The organism is Sphingobium limneticum (assembly GCF_008710165.1).
Taxonomy (GTDB): Bacteria; Pseudomonadota; Alphaproteobacteria; order Sphingomonadales; family Sphingomonadaceae; genus Sphingobium; species Sphingobium limneticum.
In genome coordinates, this window is the sequence record NZ_VYQA01000015.1 from 40,120 (window position 1) to 55,344 (window position 15,225).

Annotated in this window: 14 protein-coding genes; 7 read left to right on the forward strand and 7 right to left on the reverse strand. The window is 64.3% G+C overall.

The annotated features are described in order from the left end of the window. Nucleotides 1–11: 11 nt before the first annotated feature. The 3 genes from F4U95_RS17885 to F4U95_RS17895 all read right to left on the reverse strand — a co-directional run bounded on the left by F4U95_RS17885 (nt 12) and on the right by F4U95_RS17895 (nt 2,808). On the reverse strand, nt 12–1,031 hold the full coding sequence (locus tag F4U95_RS17885) for a phytanoyl-CoA dioxygenase family protein (protein WP_211364011.1): 1,020 nt from the start codon (nt 1,029–1,031) through the stop codon (nt 12–14). Between the two features lie 113 nt (nt 1,032–1,144). Continuing rightward, nucleotides 1,145–2,113 carry a quinone oxidoreductase family protein gene (locus tag F4U95_RS17890; protein WP_211364012.1) on the reverse strand — a complete coding sequence of 323 codons (969 nt, stop codon included), beginning with the start codon at nt 2,111–2,113 and terminating at the stop codon, nt 1,145–1,147. Next, complete coding sequence (locus F4U95_RS17895; protein ID WP_150426586.1) at nt 2,113–2,808, reverse strand: dienelactone hydrolase family protein; 696 nt, start codon at nt 2,806–2,808, stop codon at nt 2,113–2,115. The genes F4U95_RS17890 and F4U95_RS17895 overlap by 1 nt, the downstream gene beginning before the upstream one ends. Before the next feature lie 155 nt (nt 2,809–2,963). Between F4U95_RS17895 and F4U95_RS17900 the strand changes: the two genes are divergently transcribed. From F4U95_RS17900 to pepN, 7 genes are all read left to right on the forward strand, one after another. Further along, entirely contained in the window at nt 2,964–3,215 is a 252-nt protein-coding gene (locus F4U95_RS17900) for a DUF6489 family protein (protein ID WP_120251369.1), read from the forward strand. A gap of 5 nt (nt 3,216–3,220) precedes the next feature. Further along, nucleotides 3,221–4,513 carry a tRNA uridine-5-carboxymethylaminomethyl(34) synthesis GTPase MnmE gene (gene mnmE, locus F4U95_RS17905; protein ID WP_150426587.1) on the forward strand — a complete coding sequence of 431 codons (1,293 nt, stop codon included), beginning with the start codon at nt 3,221–3,223 and terminating at the stop codon, nt 4,511–4,513. Between the two features lie 59 nt (nt 4,514–4,572). Next, nucleotides 4,573–6,423 carry a tRNA uridine-5-carboxymethylaminomethyl(34) synthesis enzyme MnmG gene (gene mnmG / locus F4U95_RS17910; RefSeq protein WP_150426588.1) on the forward strand — a complete coding sequence of 617 codons (1,851 nt, stop codon included), beginning with the start codon at nt 4,573–4,575 and terminating at the stop codon, nt 6,421–6,423. Further along, nucleotides 6,420–7,064, forward strand: coding sequence for a 16S rRNA (guanine(527)-N(7))-methyltransferase RsmG (gene rsmG, locus F4U95_RS17915; protein ID WP_150426589.1), 645 nt, complete (start codon nt 6,420–6,422; stop codon nt 7,062–7,064). The genes mnmG and rsmG overlap by 4 nt, the downstream gene beginning before the upstream one ends. Then, entirely contained in the window at nt 7,061–7,843 is a 783-nt protein-coding gene (locus F4U95_RS17920) for a ParA family protein (RefSeq protein WP_120251365.1), read from the forward strand. Before rsmG ends, F4U95_RS17920 begins: the two co-directional genes overlap by 4 nt. After that, nucleotides 7,840–8,781: a ParB/RepB/Spo0J family partition protein gene (locus F4U95_RS17925; protein WP_150426590.1), complete on the forward strand. Its 942-nt coding sequence runs from the start codon at nt 7,840–7,842 to the stop codon at nt 8,779–8,781. Before F4U95_RS17920 ends, F4U95_RS17925 begins: the two co-directional genes overlap by 4 nt. A gap of 128 nt (nt 8,782–8,909) precedes the next feature. Beyond that, nucleotides 8,910–11,522: an aminopeptidase N gene (gene pepN / locus F4U95_RS17930; RefSeq protein WP_150426591.1), complete on the forward strand. Its 2,613-nt coding sequence runs from the start codon at nt 8,910–8,912 to the stop codon at nt 11,520–11,522. 45 nt (nt 11,523–11,567) lie between these two features. Here pepN and F4U95_RS17935 read toward each other — a convergent pair whose 3' ends face one another. From F4U95_RS17935 to F4U95_RS17950, 4 genes are read right to left on the reverse strand one after another with little or no spacing between them, the layout of a single operon-like run. Continuing rightward, nucleotides 11,568–12,179, reverse strand: coding sequence for an ABC-type transport auxiliary lipoprotein family protein (locus tag F4U95_RS17935; RefSeq protein ID WP_150426648.1), 612 nt, complete (start codon nt 12,177–12,179; stop codon nt 11,568–11,570). A gap of 32 nt (nt 12,180–12,211) precedes the next feature. Then, the gene (locus tag F4U95_RS17940) at nt 12,212–13,174 is read right to left on the reverse strand and encodes an MlaD family protein (RefSeq protein ID WP_120251362.1); all 963 of its coding nucleotides are present in this window, start codon (nt 13,172–13,174) and stop codon (nt 12,212–12,214) included. 3 nt (nt 13,175–13,177) lie between these two features. Then, the gene (locus tag F4U95_RS17945) at nt 13,178–14,062 is read right to left on the reverse strand and encodes an ABC transporter ATP-binding protein (RefSeq protein ID WP_150426592.1); all 885 of its coding nucleotides are present in this window, start codon (nt 14,060–14,062) and stop codon (nt 13,178–13,180) included. Further along, complete coding sequence (locus F4U95_RS17950; protein ID WP_150426593.1) at nt 14,062–15,171, reverse strand: ABC transporter permease; 1,110 nt, start codon at nt 15,169–15,171, stop codon at nt 14,062–14,064. Before F4U95_RS17950 ends, F4U95_RS17945 begins: the two co-directional genes overlap by 1 nt. Between the last annotated feature and the right edge of the window lie 54 nt (nt 15,172–15,225).

Genomic DNA, 15,225 nt, shown 5'->3' on the forward strand with positions numbered 1-15,225 from the left:
CCGGCGGGCGTTCACTCGTCCGCCGGCCCCTTATGCCCCACGGGGCGCCATGGCTGGGGCGCTATCCTGGCCGCCTTGTCCCCCAGCCACCAGCGCAGGGGGATGCGCCGTTCGGCTATGCCGGGCAGGCTCCAGACATCCCAACCGGTCAGCGGCCGAAACGGATTGCGCCGCCCATAGGCCCATAATTCGATCCGCGTTGCCGGCACGCTCGCCTGGGCACGGGCATGAAAGCCGAACGTATCGGCAATCAGCAGCGTATTGGCCGGCACCGCAAAACGGGTGGGCGCGGGCAGGCCCAGCGCGGCCAGTTCCGATTCCTCGACCCGAAAGGATCCGCGCGCGGACAGGCGGCATGTCCCGTCCCGCACCGCCAGGCTGCGCTCCCTTTCCCAGGCGATGCGCTGCGGCGTCAACCGGTGCGATCCCCGCACATAAGCGAAGGGGCCGCTTTCCATCGGCACATCCTCCAGAAACAGCCACGCCTTCATGTTCGGATAGAAAGTATCCGAATGGAACTGCGTTTGCGGGTCGGGCGGCGCATCATGGCGGCGGGGGAGAATGGACTGGATGTAGAGAAGCGGTTCGATATCGAAGCTGGCGACATAGCGGGATAGCCCGCGCCAGCGGCGATCTTGGTGAAAATCGGCAAAGGCGGGAATGGCCTGACGCGCTGTGCCGTCAAGTGCCAGGCGGCGCGTGACTGCATCCCCCTGAACCGTCTCGCGTGCCGGGCCACGATAGGCCAATATCTGCTGTTGCAGCGCGGCGAAAATCGCGTCCGGCAGGAAGTTGCGGATCTCCACCACGCCATCGCGATCGAATGCCGCCCGGTCAGCCGGATCTACCGCCCCCGCCAACCCCGCGCGGCGTCGATCCGACATCGCATGGGCCAGGCGAAGGCGTGCGACATGCAGACCCCAATGGTTGAGCCGAGACGAACCGATCAGCGGATTGTCGACAAAGGATTTGGCGCCAGTCAGCAACTGGGCGCACCAGATGGGGGCGAAAAAAGGGGCCATGGCACGCATCAAGGGGGTAGATGCCATGGACTTGTAAGGACGTCGAGGCGAATATTGCTTTGATTTGCAATTGCAGCAACTTGTCAGAAAAGGCGCGACGAGGCGCGCCTTTTCCGAGTTCTTCAGGGGATGAGGATCGTCGTTCCCGTCGTCTGCCTGGCCTCCAGCGCACGATGCGCATCGGCCGCGTCCGACAAAGCGAAGCGTTGGCCGATCACCGCCTTCACCACGCCCCGCCGCATTCGGTCGAACAAACGATCAGCCGTATTGGCCAGATCCTTCGCCGTCGCAATATAATCGAACAGGGTGGGGCGCGTGACGAAGAGCGACCCGCCCCGGCTGAGGTCCAGCAGACTGACCGGCGGCACCGCGCCCGATGCATTGCCATAGCTGACCATCATGCCGCGCCGCTTGAGGCTGGCGAGCGAGGCGGCCCAACTATCCTTGCCGACGCCGTCATAAACGACATCGACGCCCACGCCATCGGTCAGGTCGCGCACCTGCACGGCCAGATCGTCGAGAGGACCGTGAAGGCTATGGTCGGCCAAGACCGACGCCGCCTTTTCCGCCGATCCGCAATGGGCGATGACGATCACACCCTTGTCGCGCAGCCACGGGACCAGCACCGATCCGACCCCGCCCGCCGCCGCATGCACCAATGCGACCTGTCCGGCTTTCAGCGGCACGATATCCTCGGCCAGATAACAGGCGGTCATGCCCTTGAGCATCATCGCCGCCGCGTCCTGCGTCGATACACCGTCCGGGATGCGCACGACGCGATCGGCGGGCACGATGCGATGGGTGGCATAAGAGCCCAGGCCGCTGGCGCAGCCCACCACATCGCCGACCGCAAAGTCGCTGACGCCCGATCCGACCGCGACGATCCGGCCCGCGCCTTCCGACCCCAGCGGCGTGGGCAGGGGTGCGGGGTAAAGGCCGGTGCGATAATAGGTATCGATGAAGTTGAGGCCGACCGCGTCCTGCGCGATCAGCACCTCGCCATCAGCGGGCGTGCCGGGATCGAAATCCTCGCGCGCGATCACCTCCGGCCCGCCATGGCTGAGGGCCACCATCCGCCATGCGCCGCTCATCAGGCGAGATGCTCGGCAAAGAAATCGGCCGTGCGCTTGTCGGCCAGTTCCGCCCCCACCTCGTCACGGCGCTTACCCGTCTCTGCGGCAAAGCCGTGGTCCAGCCCTTCATAATCGAACAGGGTGACATGGCGATTGTCGGCCAATCCTTCGTGCATCGCCTTTTGCGCATCGGGCAGGACGAAATGGTCGGCGGTGGGGACATGCAGCAGCACCGGCTTGCCGATCGCCTGCTGCTCACTCAGCAGTCCGTCGATACCCACGCCATAATAGCCGACAAAGGCATCGCCATCGGTGCGGCAGGCCGCCATGAAGGCGAGCCGCCCGCCCAGGCAATAGCCGACCAGCCCGACCTTCTCCGCCCCGGCGGCGCGCGCCGCCTTGATCGTCGATTCGATATCGCGAATGCCCTGATCCTGATCGAATTTCTGCATCAGGCCGATGGCAGTCTCAAACTCCGCTGGTACATCGGCATCCAGTTCGACGCCCGGCTCCAGCCGCCAGAACAGATCGGGGGCGTAAGCGACATAGCCGGCCTTCGCCCAGCTGTCGCACTTGCGCCGGATGCCTTCGTTCACCCCGAAAATTTCCTGGATGACGATGATCGCCGTTTTGGCATCGTTTTCGGGCTGCGCCACATAGGCGTCGAACTGGCCATCGCCGTTCAACGTGCTGATCGGGGTGAAATCGCCCATGTCGATATCCTTTTTCGCTGGAAATATGGGCGGCATATTGGCCGTTCCCAAGCCCGGCGCAACCGCCCGCTACGTTTAAAATTTGCGTTGGTACGGGCAATTGCGGCATGACGACCGCATCGCGATGATAATGCCGTACAGGGAAGGGCAGGGACATGAAGGTTACCGTCGATGTGGACTGCACCCCGGCCGAAGCCCGCGCCTTTTTGGGGCTGCCCGACGTGACGCCCATCCACGACAAATATATCCGCACGATGCTGGACGGCTTTGACGGCATCGGCAGTGCCGAACAGATGGAGACGCTGTTCAAGAGCTTCTCACCCATGGGTGACGCGGGCATGCGCCTGTTCCAGCAGATGATGAATATGGGGCTGGCCGGCATGTCGGGCGGCAGCGACAAGAAATAAGCATCATGTGCGGGCAGGAGGGCGACACCATCTTCGCCCTGTCGAGCGGTCCGCCGCCGGCGGGTATAGCCGTTATTCGGGTAAGTGGTCCGCAGGCCGGTATCGCGCTTCAGGCACTGGCGCGGCGTTTGCCTGCGCCGCGCACCGCCAGCCTCGCATTATTGAAAGACCCGCGTGGCGACGCACCGCTCGATCGCGCCTTGCTGCTTTGGCTGCCCGGCCCCGACACGGTGACGGGCGAGGATATGGCCGAGTTGCATTGCCATGGCGGCCGCGCCGTGGTGGCCGCCGTCGAGGAGGCATTGGGCGCAATGGCCGGCCTGCGCCGTGCGGAGGCCGGCGAATTTACGCGCCGCGCCTTCGCTCATGGGCGCATGGACCTGAACGCCGTGGAGGGCCTGTCCGATCTGCTGGCGGCCGAGACGCAAGGCCAGCGCCGCGCCGCGCTGTTGATGGCCGAAGGGCATTTCTCCCGCCGCATCGACGGCTGGCGTCGCACATTGCTCGACCTCAGCGCCATGGCCGAAGCCGCACTGGATTTCTCCGACGAGGATGATGTGCCTGACGCGGCGATCGAACAGCGGATCGGCGATGGGATCGCGGCATTGGCCTATGATGTCGCAGCCATCCTGGCCGCGCCTTCGGCCGAGCGCTTGCGTGACGGTGTCCGCGTGGTGCTGGCCGGACCGCCCAATGCCGGCAAGTCGACCCTGCTCAACGCGCTGGTCGGGCGAGAGGCGGCGATCGTATCCGATATTGCCGGCACCACCCGCGACCGGATCGAGGTACCTGCGGCGATAGGCGGCACCGCCTTCCTGTTCACCGATACGGCCGGGCTTCGCGATGAGACGGGCGACGCGATTGAGGCGATCGGCATCGACCGCGCCCGCGCTGCGCTGGACGCCGCCGATATCATATTATGGTTGGGCGATGCCGCAGACCTGCCAAGGGCCGACGCCATATTGATCGCCGCGCAGAGCGACCGCGCCGATGCCGTGCGCGACGGCCTCTCTCTGTCTGCGCGCACAGGCGAGGGAATGGATGTACTTATCGATGCGCTCCGTACCCGCGCCGCCGCGCTGCTGCCGGGGGAGGGTGACTATGCCCTACATGCCCGACAGAGACAGCGAGTTGGACAGCTGCACGACCATCTTCAGGCGGCCAGCGCGTCCACCGATCTTCTGATCATCGCCGAGGATCTGCGCCTTGCCCGGGGCGCCATCGACGCGCTGACCGGACAGGCCAGTACGGAAGATATGCTGGACAGGCTTTTTTCCGGCTTCTGCATCGGCAAATAGGCACTGTTCCACGTGGAACGCTTTTGACCACAGCCCCTATCATCTGATAAGGGCAGCGCATGCGAACAAGCTATGATGTGATCGTGGTCGGCGGCGGCCATGCCGGCTGTGAGGCGGCGGCAGCGGCAGCGCGCAAGGGCGCGTCGGTAGCGCTGCTGACCTTCGCGCGCGAAACGGTCGGCGCCATGTCCTGTAACCCTGCCATCGGGGGGCTGGGCAAGGGCCATCTGGTCCGCGAAGTCGACGCATTGGACGGGCTGATCGCGCGGGCCGCCGATGCCGCCGCCATTCATTATCGCATGCTTAACAGCAGCAAGGGCGCCGCCGTTCAGGGCCCTCGAGTGCAAGCCGATCGCAAACGCTATCGCGCCGCCATCCACCAGATGCTCGACGCGCAGACCGGGCTGGAGATTGTCGAGGGCGAAGCGGACGCACTGCTGGTCGAGCAGGATATGATCGCCGGGGTCGCATTGGCCGACGGTCGCATCCTTCGCGCTCCCGCGGTTGTACTGGCGACCGGCACCTTCCTCGGCGGCAAGCTGTTCCGAGGTGACGAGCGCGAGACGGGTGGTCGCATCGGTGAGCGGGCCGCCAGCACGCTGGGCGTTCAGTTGCGCGACCTTGGCCTGCCCATCGCCCGGCTCAAGACGGGCACCCCGCCGCGTCTCGACGGTCGGACGATCGACTGGGCGGCACTCGAAACCCAGCCTTCGGATGGAGAGGGGTGGACCATGTCGCCACTCTCCGCCGGACGCATTCTTCCGCAACTGGCCTGCGCCATTACCCGCACCAATGATGCGACCCATGCGATCATCCGTGATGGCATGAGCCGCTCGCCTTTGTTCAGCGGTGCGATCGAGGGGCGCGGGCCGCGCTATTGCCCGTCGATCGAGGACAAGGTGCTGCGATTCGGCGATCGTGATGGTCATCAGATTTTTCTGGAGCCGGAGGGGCTGGACGATCCGCTCGTCTATCCCAACGGTATCAGCACCTCATTGCCGACCGATGTGCAGATCGCCATGGTCCGATCCATGCCCGGCCTGGAGCGGGCCGAGATTGCCGTGCCCGGCTATGCGGTCGAATATGACCATGTCGATCCGCGCGCGCTCGATTCCACGCTGGAGGTGCGGCTGCTGCCGGGATTATTCTGCGCCGGCCAGATCAACGGCACCACCGGTTATGAAGAGGCGGCGGCACAGGGCCTGATCGCCGGCATCAATGCCGCTGCCCGCGCCGGACATGAGGCGCCGCTGATCCTGGATCGCGCCAGCAGCTATATCGGTGTCATGATCGACGATCTGGTCCTTCAAGGCGTGACGGAACCCTATCGCATGCTGACCGCGCGCGCCGAATATCGCCTGCGCCTGCGCGCCGACAATGCCGAGACGCGCCTCGGTCCGATCGGCCTGAACCACGGCGTGATCGGCGCCGGTCGCGCCGCGCGACTGGCAGAGCGCGAGGCGCTACGGGCGCAGATCGAAGCCGAACTGGCGACCCCGATGACGGCCAGCGAAATGGCGCGGGCAGGGGCATCGGTGCGGCAGGATGGCGCGCGCCGCAGCCTGTTCGAATGGGCACGTTTCCCTGAGGTGGATGGCGATCTGATCTGCACCCTTGCGCCGGCGCTGCGTAACGCGCCCGCCGATCTGCGCGACGAGATATTGGAGGACGCCCATTATGCGCCCTATCTTCAAAGACAGGATGCGGAAATTGCCGAGCTGCGCCGTAACGAGCGGGTCACCATTCCCGCCGATTTCGATTTTCAAACCATTGGGGGGCTTTCCACCGAAATGATCGAGCGACTGGACGCTGCGCGCCCTGATACGTTGGCCGCTGCCAGCCGCATTCGTGGCATCACGCCTGCGGCGCTTGCCGCCATTCTCGTTCATGTGCGCCGGGTGGCCGCGTGACCGAAGACGAAGCGCGCGCCTGGCTTCAGGATCAATTCGATGTTTCACGTGAAACATGGGCTTTGTTGGAGCGCTATGTCGCGACCCTGCTATCGGCGGCCGACGAACAGAATCTGATCGCGGACTCCACCAAGCCGCATATCTGGGCACGGCACATCGTGGACTCCGCCCAGTTGCTGACCCATGCCGGCGACGATGATGGACGGGACTGGATCGACCTGGGTTCCGGTGCCGGCCTACCCGGCATCGTCATTGCCTGCCTGGTCGATCGGCCGCTGATGATGGTCGAATCCCGCCGTAAGCGGATCGACTTTCTGAACGACGTCATCGCCGATCTGAACCTGGGCAATGCCCGCGTTTTCGGTGGACGCGTCGAAACGGTCCCGGCAACCAAGGCGGCCGTCATCAGCGCGCGCGCCTATGCGCCATTGCCCAAGCTATTTTCGTCCGCGCTGCACCTGTCCGATAAAAAGACCGTCTGGGTGCTACCAAAAGGGCGAAATGCGCAAAATGAACTGGAGGCGGCGCGTCCGGCATGGCAAGGTGTGTTTCACGTGGAACCGAGCGTAACGGACGCCGATAGCGCCCTCATTATCGCTCGGAACCTCGCTCCTGCTGGCAAGAAGAAAGGTCGACCATGATCCGTATCGCCATTGCCAACCAGAAGGGCGGGGTGGGCAAGACCACGACTGCAATCAATCTGGCGACCGGTCTGGCCGCCACTGGGCTTCGCGTATTGCTGGTCGATCTCGATCCTCAGGGGAACGCATCGACGGGGCTGGGCATCGGCCAAGCGGAGCGTGCTCAGTCCAGCTACGACCTGTTGGTCGGCAATTGCGCATTGGATGACACGATCGTCACGACGCGCGTCCCCAAGCTGGACCTCGTCCCCGCGACGCAAGATCTGTCCGGCGCGGAAATCGAGCTGATCGAATATGAAGAGCGGACCCACCGGCTTGCGCGCGTGCTGGATGAAGCGCAGCCGGGTCGCTGGGACATCTGCCTGATCGACTGCCCGCCTTCGCTCGGCCTGTTGACGATCAATGCCATGGTCGCGGCCCAATATTTGCTGGTTCCGCTGCAATGCGAATTTTTCGCGTTGGAGGGCCTGTCGCAACTGCTTCAGACGGTCGAGCGCATTCGGGGCCGGTTCAATCCCGGCCTGTCGATCATGGGCGTGGCTCTCACCATGTATGATCGCCGCAACCGCCTGACTGATCAGGTGGCGGACGATGTGCGCGCTTGCCTTGGCGATCTCGTCTTCTCGACCGTGATCCCGCGCAATGTCCGCCTGTCCGAGGCGCCGAGCCATGGCGTGCCCGCCCTTATCTACGACTTCCGCTGTTCCGGTTCGGAAGCCTATATGCGCCTGGCGCGTGAACTGATTGCGCGCCTGCCCCGACAGGAGGTTGCCGCTTGAGCGACGAAACGACCGACAAGCCGAAGATTGCCAAGCGTCCGCATGGCCTGGGCCGGGGCCTGTCCGCCCTGTTGGGCGATGCCGCGCGCGAAGAACCGGTGGCCGCAACTAATCCGCCCGCCAATGGCAAGGCGGTGCAGAGCATCGAAGTGTCGTTGATCCAGCCGCATCCCGAACAGCCGCGTCGTCATTTCGACGAAGGCGCGTTGCAGGAATTGGCCGACAGCATCGCCAAGCGCGGCGTGATCCAGCCGATCATCGTGCGGCCCCATGGCGGCGGCTTTCAGATCATCGCCGGCGAACGCCGCTGGCGCGCGTCGCAGCGGGCGCATCTGCATCGTATCCCCGCCATCGTGCGGGATTTCGATGAGCAGGAAACGCTGGAAATCGCGCTGATCGAAAATATCCAGCGCGAAGACCTGAACCCGATCGAAGAGGCGGAGGCCTATCGCAAGCTGATCGCCGAATTTCATCATAGCCAGGAGGCGCTGGGCCGGATCGTCGGCAAGTCGCGCAGCCATGTCGCCAATCTCATGCGCCTGCTGGAATTGCCCAAGACGGTGCAGCAGCAGGTAATGGAAAGCCGGATCAGCATGGGCCATGCCCGCGCCCTGATCGGCCTGCCCGATTCCGAAAAGCTGGCGCGCCAGATCGAGGAAAAGGGCCTGTCGGTACGCGACACCGAACAGATGGTGCGGCGCGTCAAGACCGGTGCGGAAGCCCCCGTCGCCCGCCGCAGCAGCAGCCCCGGGACCGGATCGACCAGCGACAAGGATCCGGACATCGCAGCCTTGGAACAGCATCTGGCCGATATTTTGGGCCTGAGGGTCGAGATCGCCCATGATGGCGGATCAGCCGGCGGCCATTTGTCGCTGCGCTATTCCAATCTCGACCAGTTGGACATGCTGTGCCAGCGCCTGTCGGGCGAACGTATCTGAGCCGGTCGGCGCGGCCGCCATGGCGGCGGACTGCGCCGAACCGGCCATGGCTCATTCACGCCATGTTCGCCTACGTGCGACGATAACTACCACTGGCATTTTGCCCCTTGGCTCCCTAGCTTGCTGGCATGGCCGACATGCTCTCCACCAACGCCCAGGCACCCATTCAGGCGCCCACCGTCATCCGTCGTCAGGACTATCGTCCGCCCGACTGGCTGGTCCCCGACATCGCGCTCGACTTCGACCTCGATCCTGCACGCACGATCGTTCGCACATTACTGTCGGTCACGCGCAATGGCGATCATGATCGGCCTCTGCGACTGGACGGCGATGGCATCGTACCGCTGGCGGTCCGCGTCGATGGGCGAGAGCTGACGCAGGAGGAATGGCATCTGGAAGCTGGCGCGTTGATCATCGCGCTGCCCGATGCCGCGCATCAGGTCGAGACGCTGGTGGAGCTGGCTCCTGAGGGCAACAGCAAGCTGATGGGCCTTTATGCCAGCGGTGGCCTGCTCTGTACGCAGTGCGAGGCGGAAGGCTTCCGCCGCATCACCTTCTTCCCCGATCGGCCGGACGTCCTGTCACGCTACAGCGTACGTCTGGAAGCGGACAAGGCCCGCTTTCCCGTCCTGTTGGCCAATGGCGATCCGATCGAGCAGGGCGACTTGCCAGATGGGCGCCACTGGGCGCGCTGGAACGATCCCTTCCCCAAGCCCTGCTACCTCTTCGCGCTGGTCGCCGGCGATCTGGCCTGCAACACCGACCGCTTCGTGACGATAAGCGGGCGCGAGGTTGCGCTTGGCATCTGGGTCAAGGAATCGGATGTGCCGCGCACCGCCCATGCGATGGAGGCGCTCAAGAACAGCATGGCCTGGGACGAACGCATCTATGGCCGCGAATATGATCTGGACGTGTTCAACATCGTTGCCGTCGCCGATTTCAATTTCGGCGCGATGGAGAATAAGGGCCTCAACATCTTCAATTCGCGCTACATATTGGCCGATCCGGAAACCGCGACCGACATCGACTATGACGGCGTCGAAGGGGTGGTCGCGCATGAATATTTCCACAATTGGTCGGGCAATCGCGTCACCTGTCGCGACTGGTTCCAGTTGAGCCTGAAGGAAGGCTTCACCGTTTTCCGCGATCAGAATTTCTCGGCCGACATGGGGAGCCATGCGGTCAAGCGGATCGAGGATGTCCGCATCCTGCGCGCTGGCCAGTTTCAGGAGGATTCAGGCCCGCTCGCGCATCCGGTGCGCCCGGAATCCTATATGGAAATCAGCAACTTCTACACGTCGACCATCTATAATAAGGGCGCGGAGCTGATCCGCATGATGGCGCTGATGATGGGCCCGGAACGGTTCCGTGCCGGCACCGACCTTTATTTCGATCGCCATGATGGCGAGGCTGCGACCTGCGAGGATTTCGTACTGGCGATGGAGGAGGGTGGGGCGATCGACCTGACCCAGTTCCGCCGTTGGTACGAGCAGGCGGGCACCCCCCATGTCCGCGCGCTCATCAGCCACGATCCCGTCAGCCAGAGCGTGGAATTGACGCTGGAGCAGAGCGTCCCGCCGACGCCCGGCCAGAGCGACAAGCAGGTGATGGCGATTCCGCTGCGCACGGCCCTGTTCGATAGCGCGACCGGCACCCATGGCGGCGACGAGCTGCTGCTTCTGACGCAAGCGAAGCAGAGCTTCACCTTCACCGGCTTCCCCAACGCGCCCGTCCTGTCGATCAATCGCGGTTTTTCCGCGCCGGTCATCGTGGAAACCAACCGCAGCCAGGCCGATCTCGCCTTCCTGTCGGCCCATGACGACGATCCCTTCGCCCGTTATGAAGCGATGCAGCAGTTGATGGTCAATGTGCTGGTCGGTCGGATTGCGGGGCAGGCGGTGGACGATCAGGCCGTGATCGACGCGGTGCGCAACACCATCACCGATACCGCGCTCGACCCCGCCTTCGTCGCCGAAACGATCCGGCTGCCCAGCGAAGCCTATCTGGGCGATCAGATGCGGCTCGTCGATCCCGATGCGATTCACGCGGCTCGTGACGCACTTCAGCAGAAGATCGGCGCGGAGCTGGAACCGCTATGGCGCGATATCCATGCGAAGACGAAGGCCAACGCCTTTGCCCTGTCACCCTCCGCCAAGGGCGGGCGCAAGCTGCGGAACGCCGCTTTACATTATCTCGTGGCCTCCGGCGCGACGGACGGCCCCGCCATCGCCTTCGCCCAGTTCGATGCGGCGGACAATATGACCGAGCGGCAGGCGGCGCTTGGCACACTGGCCAACGGCACCAGCGCGGAACGGGAAGCGGCGCTCGATATCTTCTACAATCGCTATCGTGACGACGCGCTCACGCTCGACAAATGGTTCCAGACTCAGGCCTTCGCCCTGCATCCCGACACCGTCGAACTGGTCGCGCAGTTGAGCGAACATAAGGATTTCACCTTGGCCAACCCCAATCGGGTGCGATCGCTCTATGGAGCCTTTGCCGGCAATCAATGGGCGTTCCATCATGCATCGGGCAAAGGCTATCGCTTGCTCGCCGATTGCATCATCGCGCTCGACCGGCTGAACCCGCAAACTGCCGCGAAGCTGGTGCCGCCGCTTGGCCGCTGGAAACGCTTCGAAGAAGGCCGCGCCGCCCTGATGCGCGCCGAGCTGCAACGCATCCTCGCCCAGCCCGGCCTGTCCAAGGACGTGACCGAACAGGCGGGGAAGAGTCTGGAATGAAGGAAAAAGGCCGGTCGCTGCATCGAAAGCGACCGGCCTTTTTGATCAATCCTTGACCGCTGCGGCCCAGGCGGCGACGTCCGCCGCCACCTTGTTCGCTGCCGCATTGAGCGGCGCGCCGACGGTCGTGGATTCGATCTTGCCGCTCACCGGCGCACTGGCAGTGAAGCGCTGACGGGCCAGCGCCACGCCGGCAGGGGTGGTCAATACCGCATCATAGGTCACGATCGCACTATGGCTGGCCTGGTCCACGGTGAAGGCGATCAGCTCGCCGCCCAGCCGTTGGCCGCCATCGCCGGAAAATTGCCCGGCATCCAGAACCACTCGGTCGGTGGTCGCCGTGATGGTTTCCGCCAGCAGACGGCGGAACAGGTGGCGCGGCGTATCGGCCCACTGCACCTTGGTCACATAGGCGACGCTGGTCGGCCCCAGCTGCACCGGCACGCGCACCGTATCCAGCATCTTGGGCGCATCGGGATCGGCGACGATCAGCGTCCGTCCGCCACCCGCCACGCGTCCGGCCCCGGCCGGCACTTTCTGCACGGCGTCCAGCGTCAGCAGCTGTGCCGGCGGCTTGGCGCCGATGGAAACGCAGCCCGACAGCAGCAGGCCAGCGGCAAGCGCCGTCAGCGCGCTCTGGTGTTTCACATGGAACATGGTCCGCATCTCTCTCATCTTGGGGGCCGGCTTCATGGCTTGTAGTCCGGCAGCTTGGGCGATCCGACCAGCGATCCGGCGCCCTGCTGGTCCAGCTTTTCCGCAACGCCGCGGAAGGAGCGCGACATTTCGCGCAGGTCGTGGACCAGCTGGTTGACCTCCGGCATGGTCTGCGTGCTGAACTGCTTCACGCCCGGCTGCGCTTCACCGATGGTCTTGTCCAGCGTCTCGATGCTGCGGGTGGCCGCCTGCACGCTCTTGCGCAGGTCGCCCATCAGCGGCCGGCCTTCCTCATTCAGCATCGTGTCGGTGGTGGCGGCCAGCTTGCCGATCTGCTCGACGGCAACGCCCGTGCGCTGCACGGCGATCCGCGCTTCGGCCAGCGTAGCGGCGATTTCCGGGCTGCGATCGGCCAATGCGCCCGATACCTTTTCGACATTGGCCAGGATGCCGGCGATCGACTGCTGATTCTTGTCGTTCAGCAATTCGGTCAGGCGCTCGGTCAGGGTCGACAGCCGCTCCAGCAGCTGCGGCGCATTGTTGAGCAATTCACCCAGCGCACCGGGCTTGGTCGGGATCACCGGCACGCCATCGGGGCAGGCGGCCAGCACATTGTCGGCCGGGCAGGCGATCGGCGGCGCGCCCTTGACCGCACCGTCCAGCACGACTTCGCTGACCCCGGTAAAGCCGACGCCCGCGATGGTCGCGGTCGTGCCCTGCAGTACGGGCGTGCCGTCCTTTACCGAAATGCGAACCTTCACGAAGCTCGGGTCGCGCTTCCACAATTCGATCTTCTCGACCTTACCGGACGGAACGCCGGAATAGTTGACGCTCGATCCCTTCGCCAGGCCGTTGACCGACTGTTTGAAAAAAATGTCATATTCCTTGTTCTCGCCATCCGACAGGCGCGAGAACCAGAAGGCGGCGGCCATGATCGCGGCCAGCAGCAACAGCGTGACTGCGCCCACCAGCACATGGTTGGAGCGGGTTTCCATATCCTATCGCCTTCCGTCCGACGGCCCCTGCGCCGCCTTTGTCTGTTCCCGGTCCTTTTCGCGCGACACCGCCGCCGTGGCGGCGCGGCCGCGCGGACCGTTGAAATATTCCTGTATCCAGGGATGATCGGTCGCCAGCAACTCGTCGATCGTACCGACCGCCGTCACCTTCCTGTCCGCCAACACCGCCACCCGATCGCAGATCGAATAGAGGGTATCGAGATCATGGGTGATGAGGAAGACGGTGAGGCCCAGCGTCTGCTGCAATTTCCGCGTCATCTCATCGAACGCCGCCGCGCCGATCGGGTCCAGGCCTGCGGTCGGCTCGTCGAGGAACAACAGGTCCGGGTCCAGTGCCAAGGCACGGGCCAGACCGGCGCGTTTCTTCATGCCGCCCGACAGTTCGGACGGATATTTGGGGCCAGCCTCGGTCGGCAGGCCGGTCATGCGGATCTTGTAGGCGGCAATCTCGTCGCGCAGTTGCGGGCCGATATTGGGATAATATTCGCGGATCGGCACCTCGACATTTTCGGCCACCGTCAGGGTCGAAAAAAGGGCGCCGCCCTGAAACAACACGCCCCAGCGCTTGCGGATCGCCAGCGCTTCGTTATCCGACCGGCCGACCATGGATTCGCCGAAGACATGGATATCGCCCGCATCCGGCGTCTGAAGTCCGATGATCGTGCGCATCAGCACCGACTTACCGGTGCCGGACCCGCCGACCACGCCCAAAATCTCGCCCTTGCGCACGTCCAGGTCCAGCCCGTCGTGAATCAGCTGATCGCCGAAACTGTTGCGCAGGCCGCGCACGGAAATGGCGATGCCGGACGTCTGCAACGCCGCTTCGATCCGCTCTTCCTCGGCCTGGCTGATTTCCTCTTCGCTCATCAGTTCCAGCCTACCCAGGTAAAGAAGACCGCGAAGAAGGCATCGATCACGATCACCAGGAAGATCGCCTGGACCACGGCCGCGGTGGTGCGCAGGCCGACTTCTTCGGCATTGCCCTTGACCTGCATCCCCTGGAAGCAGCCCGACAGGGCGATGATGATGCCGAACACCGGCGCCTTGATCAGGCCGACCCACAGGTCGGTGATCGGCACCACTTCGCGCAGGCGCTGGACGAAAGTGATGGGCGGGATTTCCAGCGCGATCGCGCAGAGGAAACCGCCGCCGATGACCGCCATGACCGACGCATAAAAGCCCAGCAGCGGCATCATGATGACCACCGCCAATGTACGCGGCAGGACAAGCGCTTCCATCGGCGACACGCCGATGGTCCGCATGGCATCGACCTCTTCGGTCAGCTTCATCGTACCCAATTGCGCCGCGAAGGCCGAGCCGGACCGACCCGCAACCATGATCGCGGTCATCAATACGCCGAGTTCGCGGAAGGTCAGGCGGCCAACCAGATTGATCGTCAGCATTTCCATGCCGAACTGGCGCAGCTGCACGGAGCCTTGCTGGGCGATGACGATGCCGATCAGGAAACTCATCAGGCCGATAATGCCCAGCGCGGACACGCCGACCACTTCGAACCGCTGCACCACGGCATTGAGCCGGAAACGATGGGGGTGACGGATGACCGCCCATGTCGCGATCAGGGTCGCGCCGAAGAAACCGAGCAGACCCATCAGCGTCGCGCCCGATGCGCAGACCGCCTCGCCAATCTGGCCCACCACGCGGCGCAGCGGATGGACATGGTCGGGCCGGATCGGCACCGGTTCGTCCAGCTCGCCCACGGCATGGATCAGGCGGCCGGCATCTTCGCTGCCGCCGCTAATCTCGCAGTTCAGTCGCTTGGCGGCGCGATGGATGGTCCAGGCGCCGATCGTGTCCATATGATCGACCTGCGACAGGTCGATGGCGGACACCGGCCCCTGCACGGCATCCAACCGGTCGGGCAGGTCGCCCAGACAGGCAATGGCAAGCGATCCCGAAAGCCGGACCACATTGCTGCCGTCACGATTTTCCTCGGTTAGATCGGCGGCTTTGTTCATGCGATGGGATTACTGGTCCATTATCGGTTGCACGGCAAGCCGAAACGGCCCATC

What these genes read in the sequence shown, in the direction of transcription:
- F4U95_RS17885 (WP_211364011.1), bottom strand. Translation starts at nt 1,031, where the DNA reads ATGCGTGCCATGGCCCCTTTTTTCGCCCCCATCTGGTGCGCCCAGTTG.
- F4U95_RS17890 (WP_211364012.1), bottom strand. Translation starts at nt 2,113, where the DNA reads ATGAGCGGCGCATGGCGGATGGTGGCCCTCAGCCATGGCGGGCCGGAG.
- F4U95_RS17895 (WP_150426586.1), bottom strand. Translation starts at nt 2,808, where the DNA reads ATGGGCGATTTCACCCCGATCAGCACGTTGAACGGCGATGGCCAGTTC.
- F4U95_RS17900 (WP_120251369.1), top strand. Translation starts at nt 2,964, where the DNA reads ATGAAGGTTACCGTCGATGTGGACTGCACCCCGGCCGAAGCCCGCGCC.
- mnmE (WP_150426587.1), top strand. Translation starts at nt 3,221, where the DNA reads ATGTGCGGGCAGGAGGGCGACACCATCTTCGCCCTGTCGAGCGGTCCG.
- mnmG (WP_150426588.1), top strand. Translation starts at nt 4,573, where the DNA reads ATGCGAACAAGCTATGATGTGATCGTGGTCGGCGGCGGCCATGCCGGC.
- F4U95_RS17920 (WP_120251365.1), top strand. Translation starts at nt 7,061, where the DNA reads ATGATCCGTATCGCCATTGCCAACCAGAAGGGCGGGGTGGGCAAGACC.
- pepN (WP_150426591.1), top strand. Translation starts at nt 8,910, where the DNA reads ATGGCCGACATGCTCTCCACCAACGCCCAGGCACCCATTCAGGCGCCC.
- F4U95_RS17935 (WP_150426648.1), bottom strand. Translation starts at nt 12,179, where the DNA reads ATGTTCCATGTGAAACACCAGAGCGCGCTGACGGCGCTTGCCGCTGGC.
- F4U95_RS17940 (WP_120251362.1), bottom strand. Translation starts at nt 13,174, where the DNA reads ATGGAAACCCGCTCCAACCATGTGCTGGTGGGCGCAGTCACGCTGTTG.
- F4U95_RS17945 (WP_150426592.1), bottom strand. Translation starts at nt 14,062, where the DNA reads ATGAGCGAAGAGGAAATCAGCCAGGCCGAGGAAGAGCGGATCGAAGCG.
- F4U95_RS17950 (WP_150426593.1), bottom strand. Translation starts at nt 15,171, where the DNA reads ATGAACAAAGCCGCCGATCTAACCGAGGAAAATCGTGACGGCAGCAAT.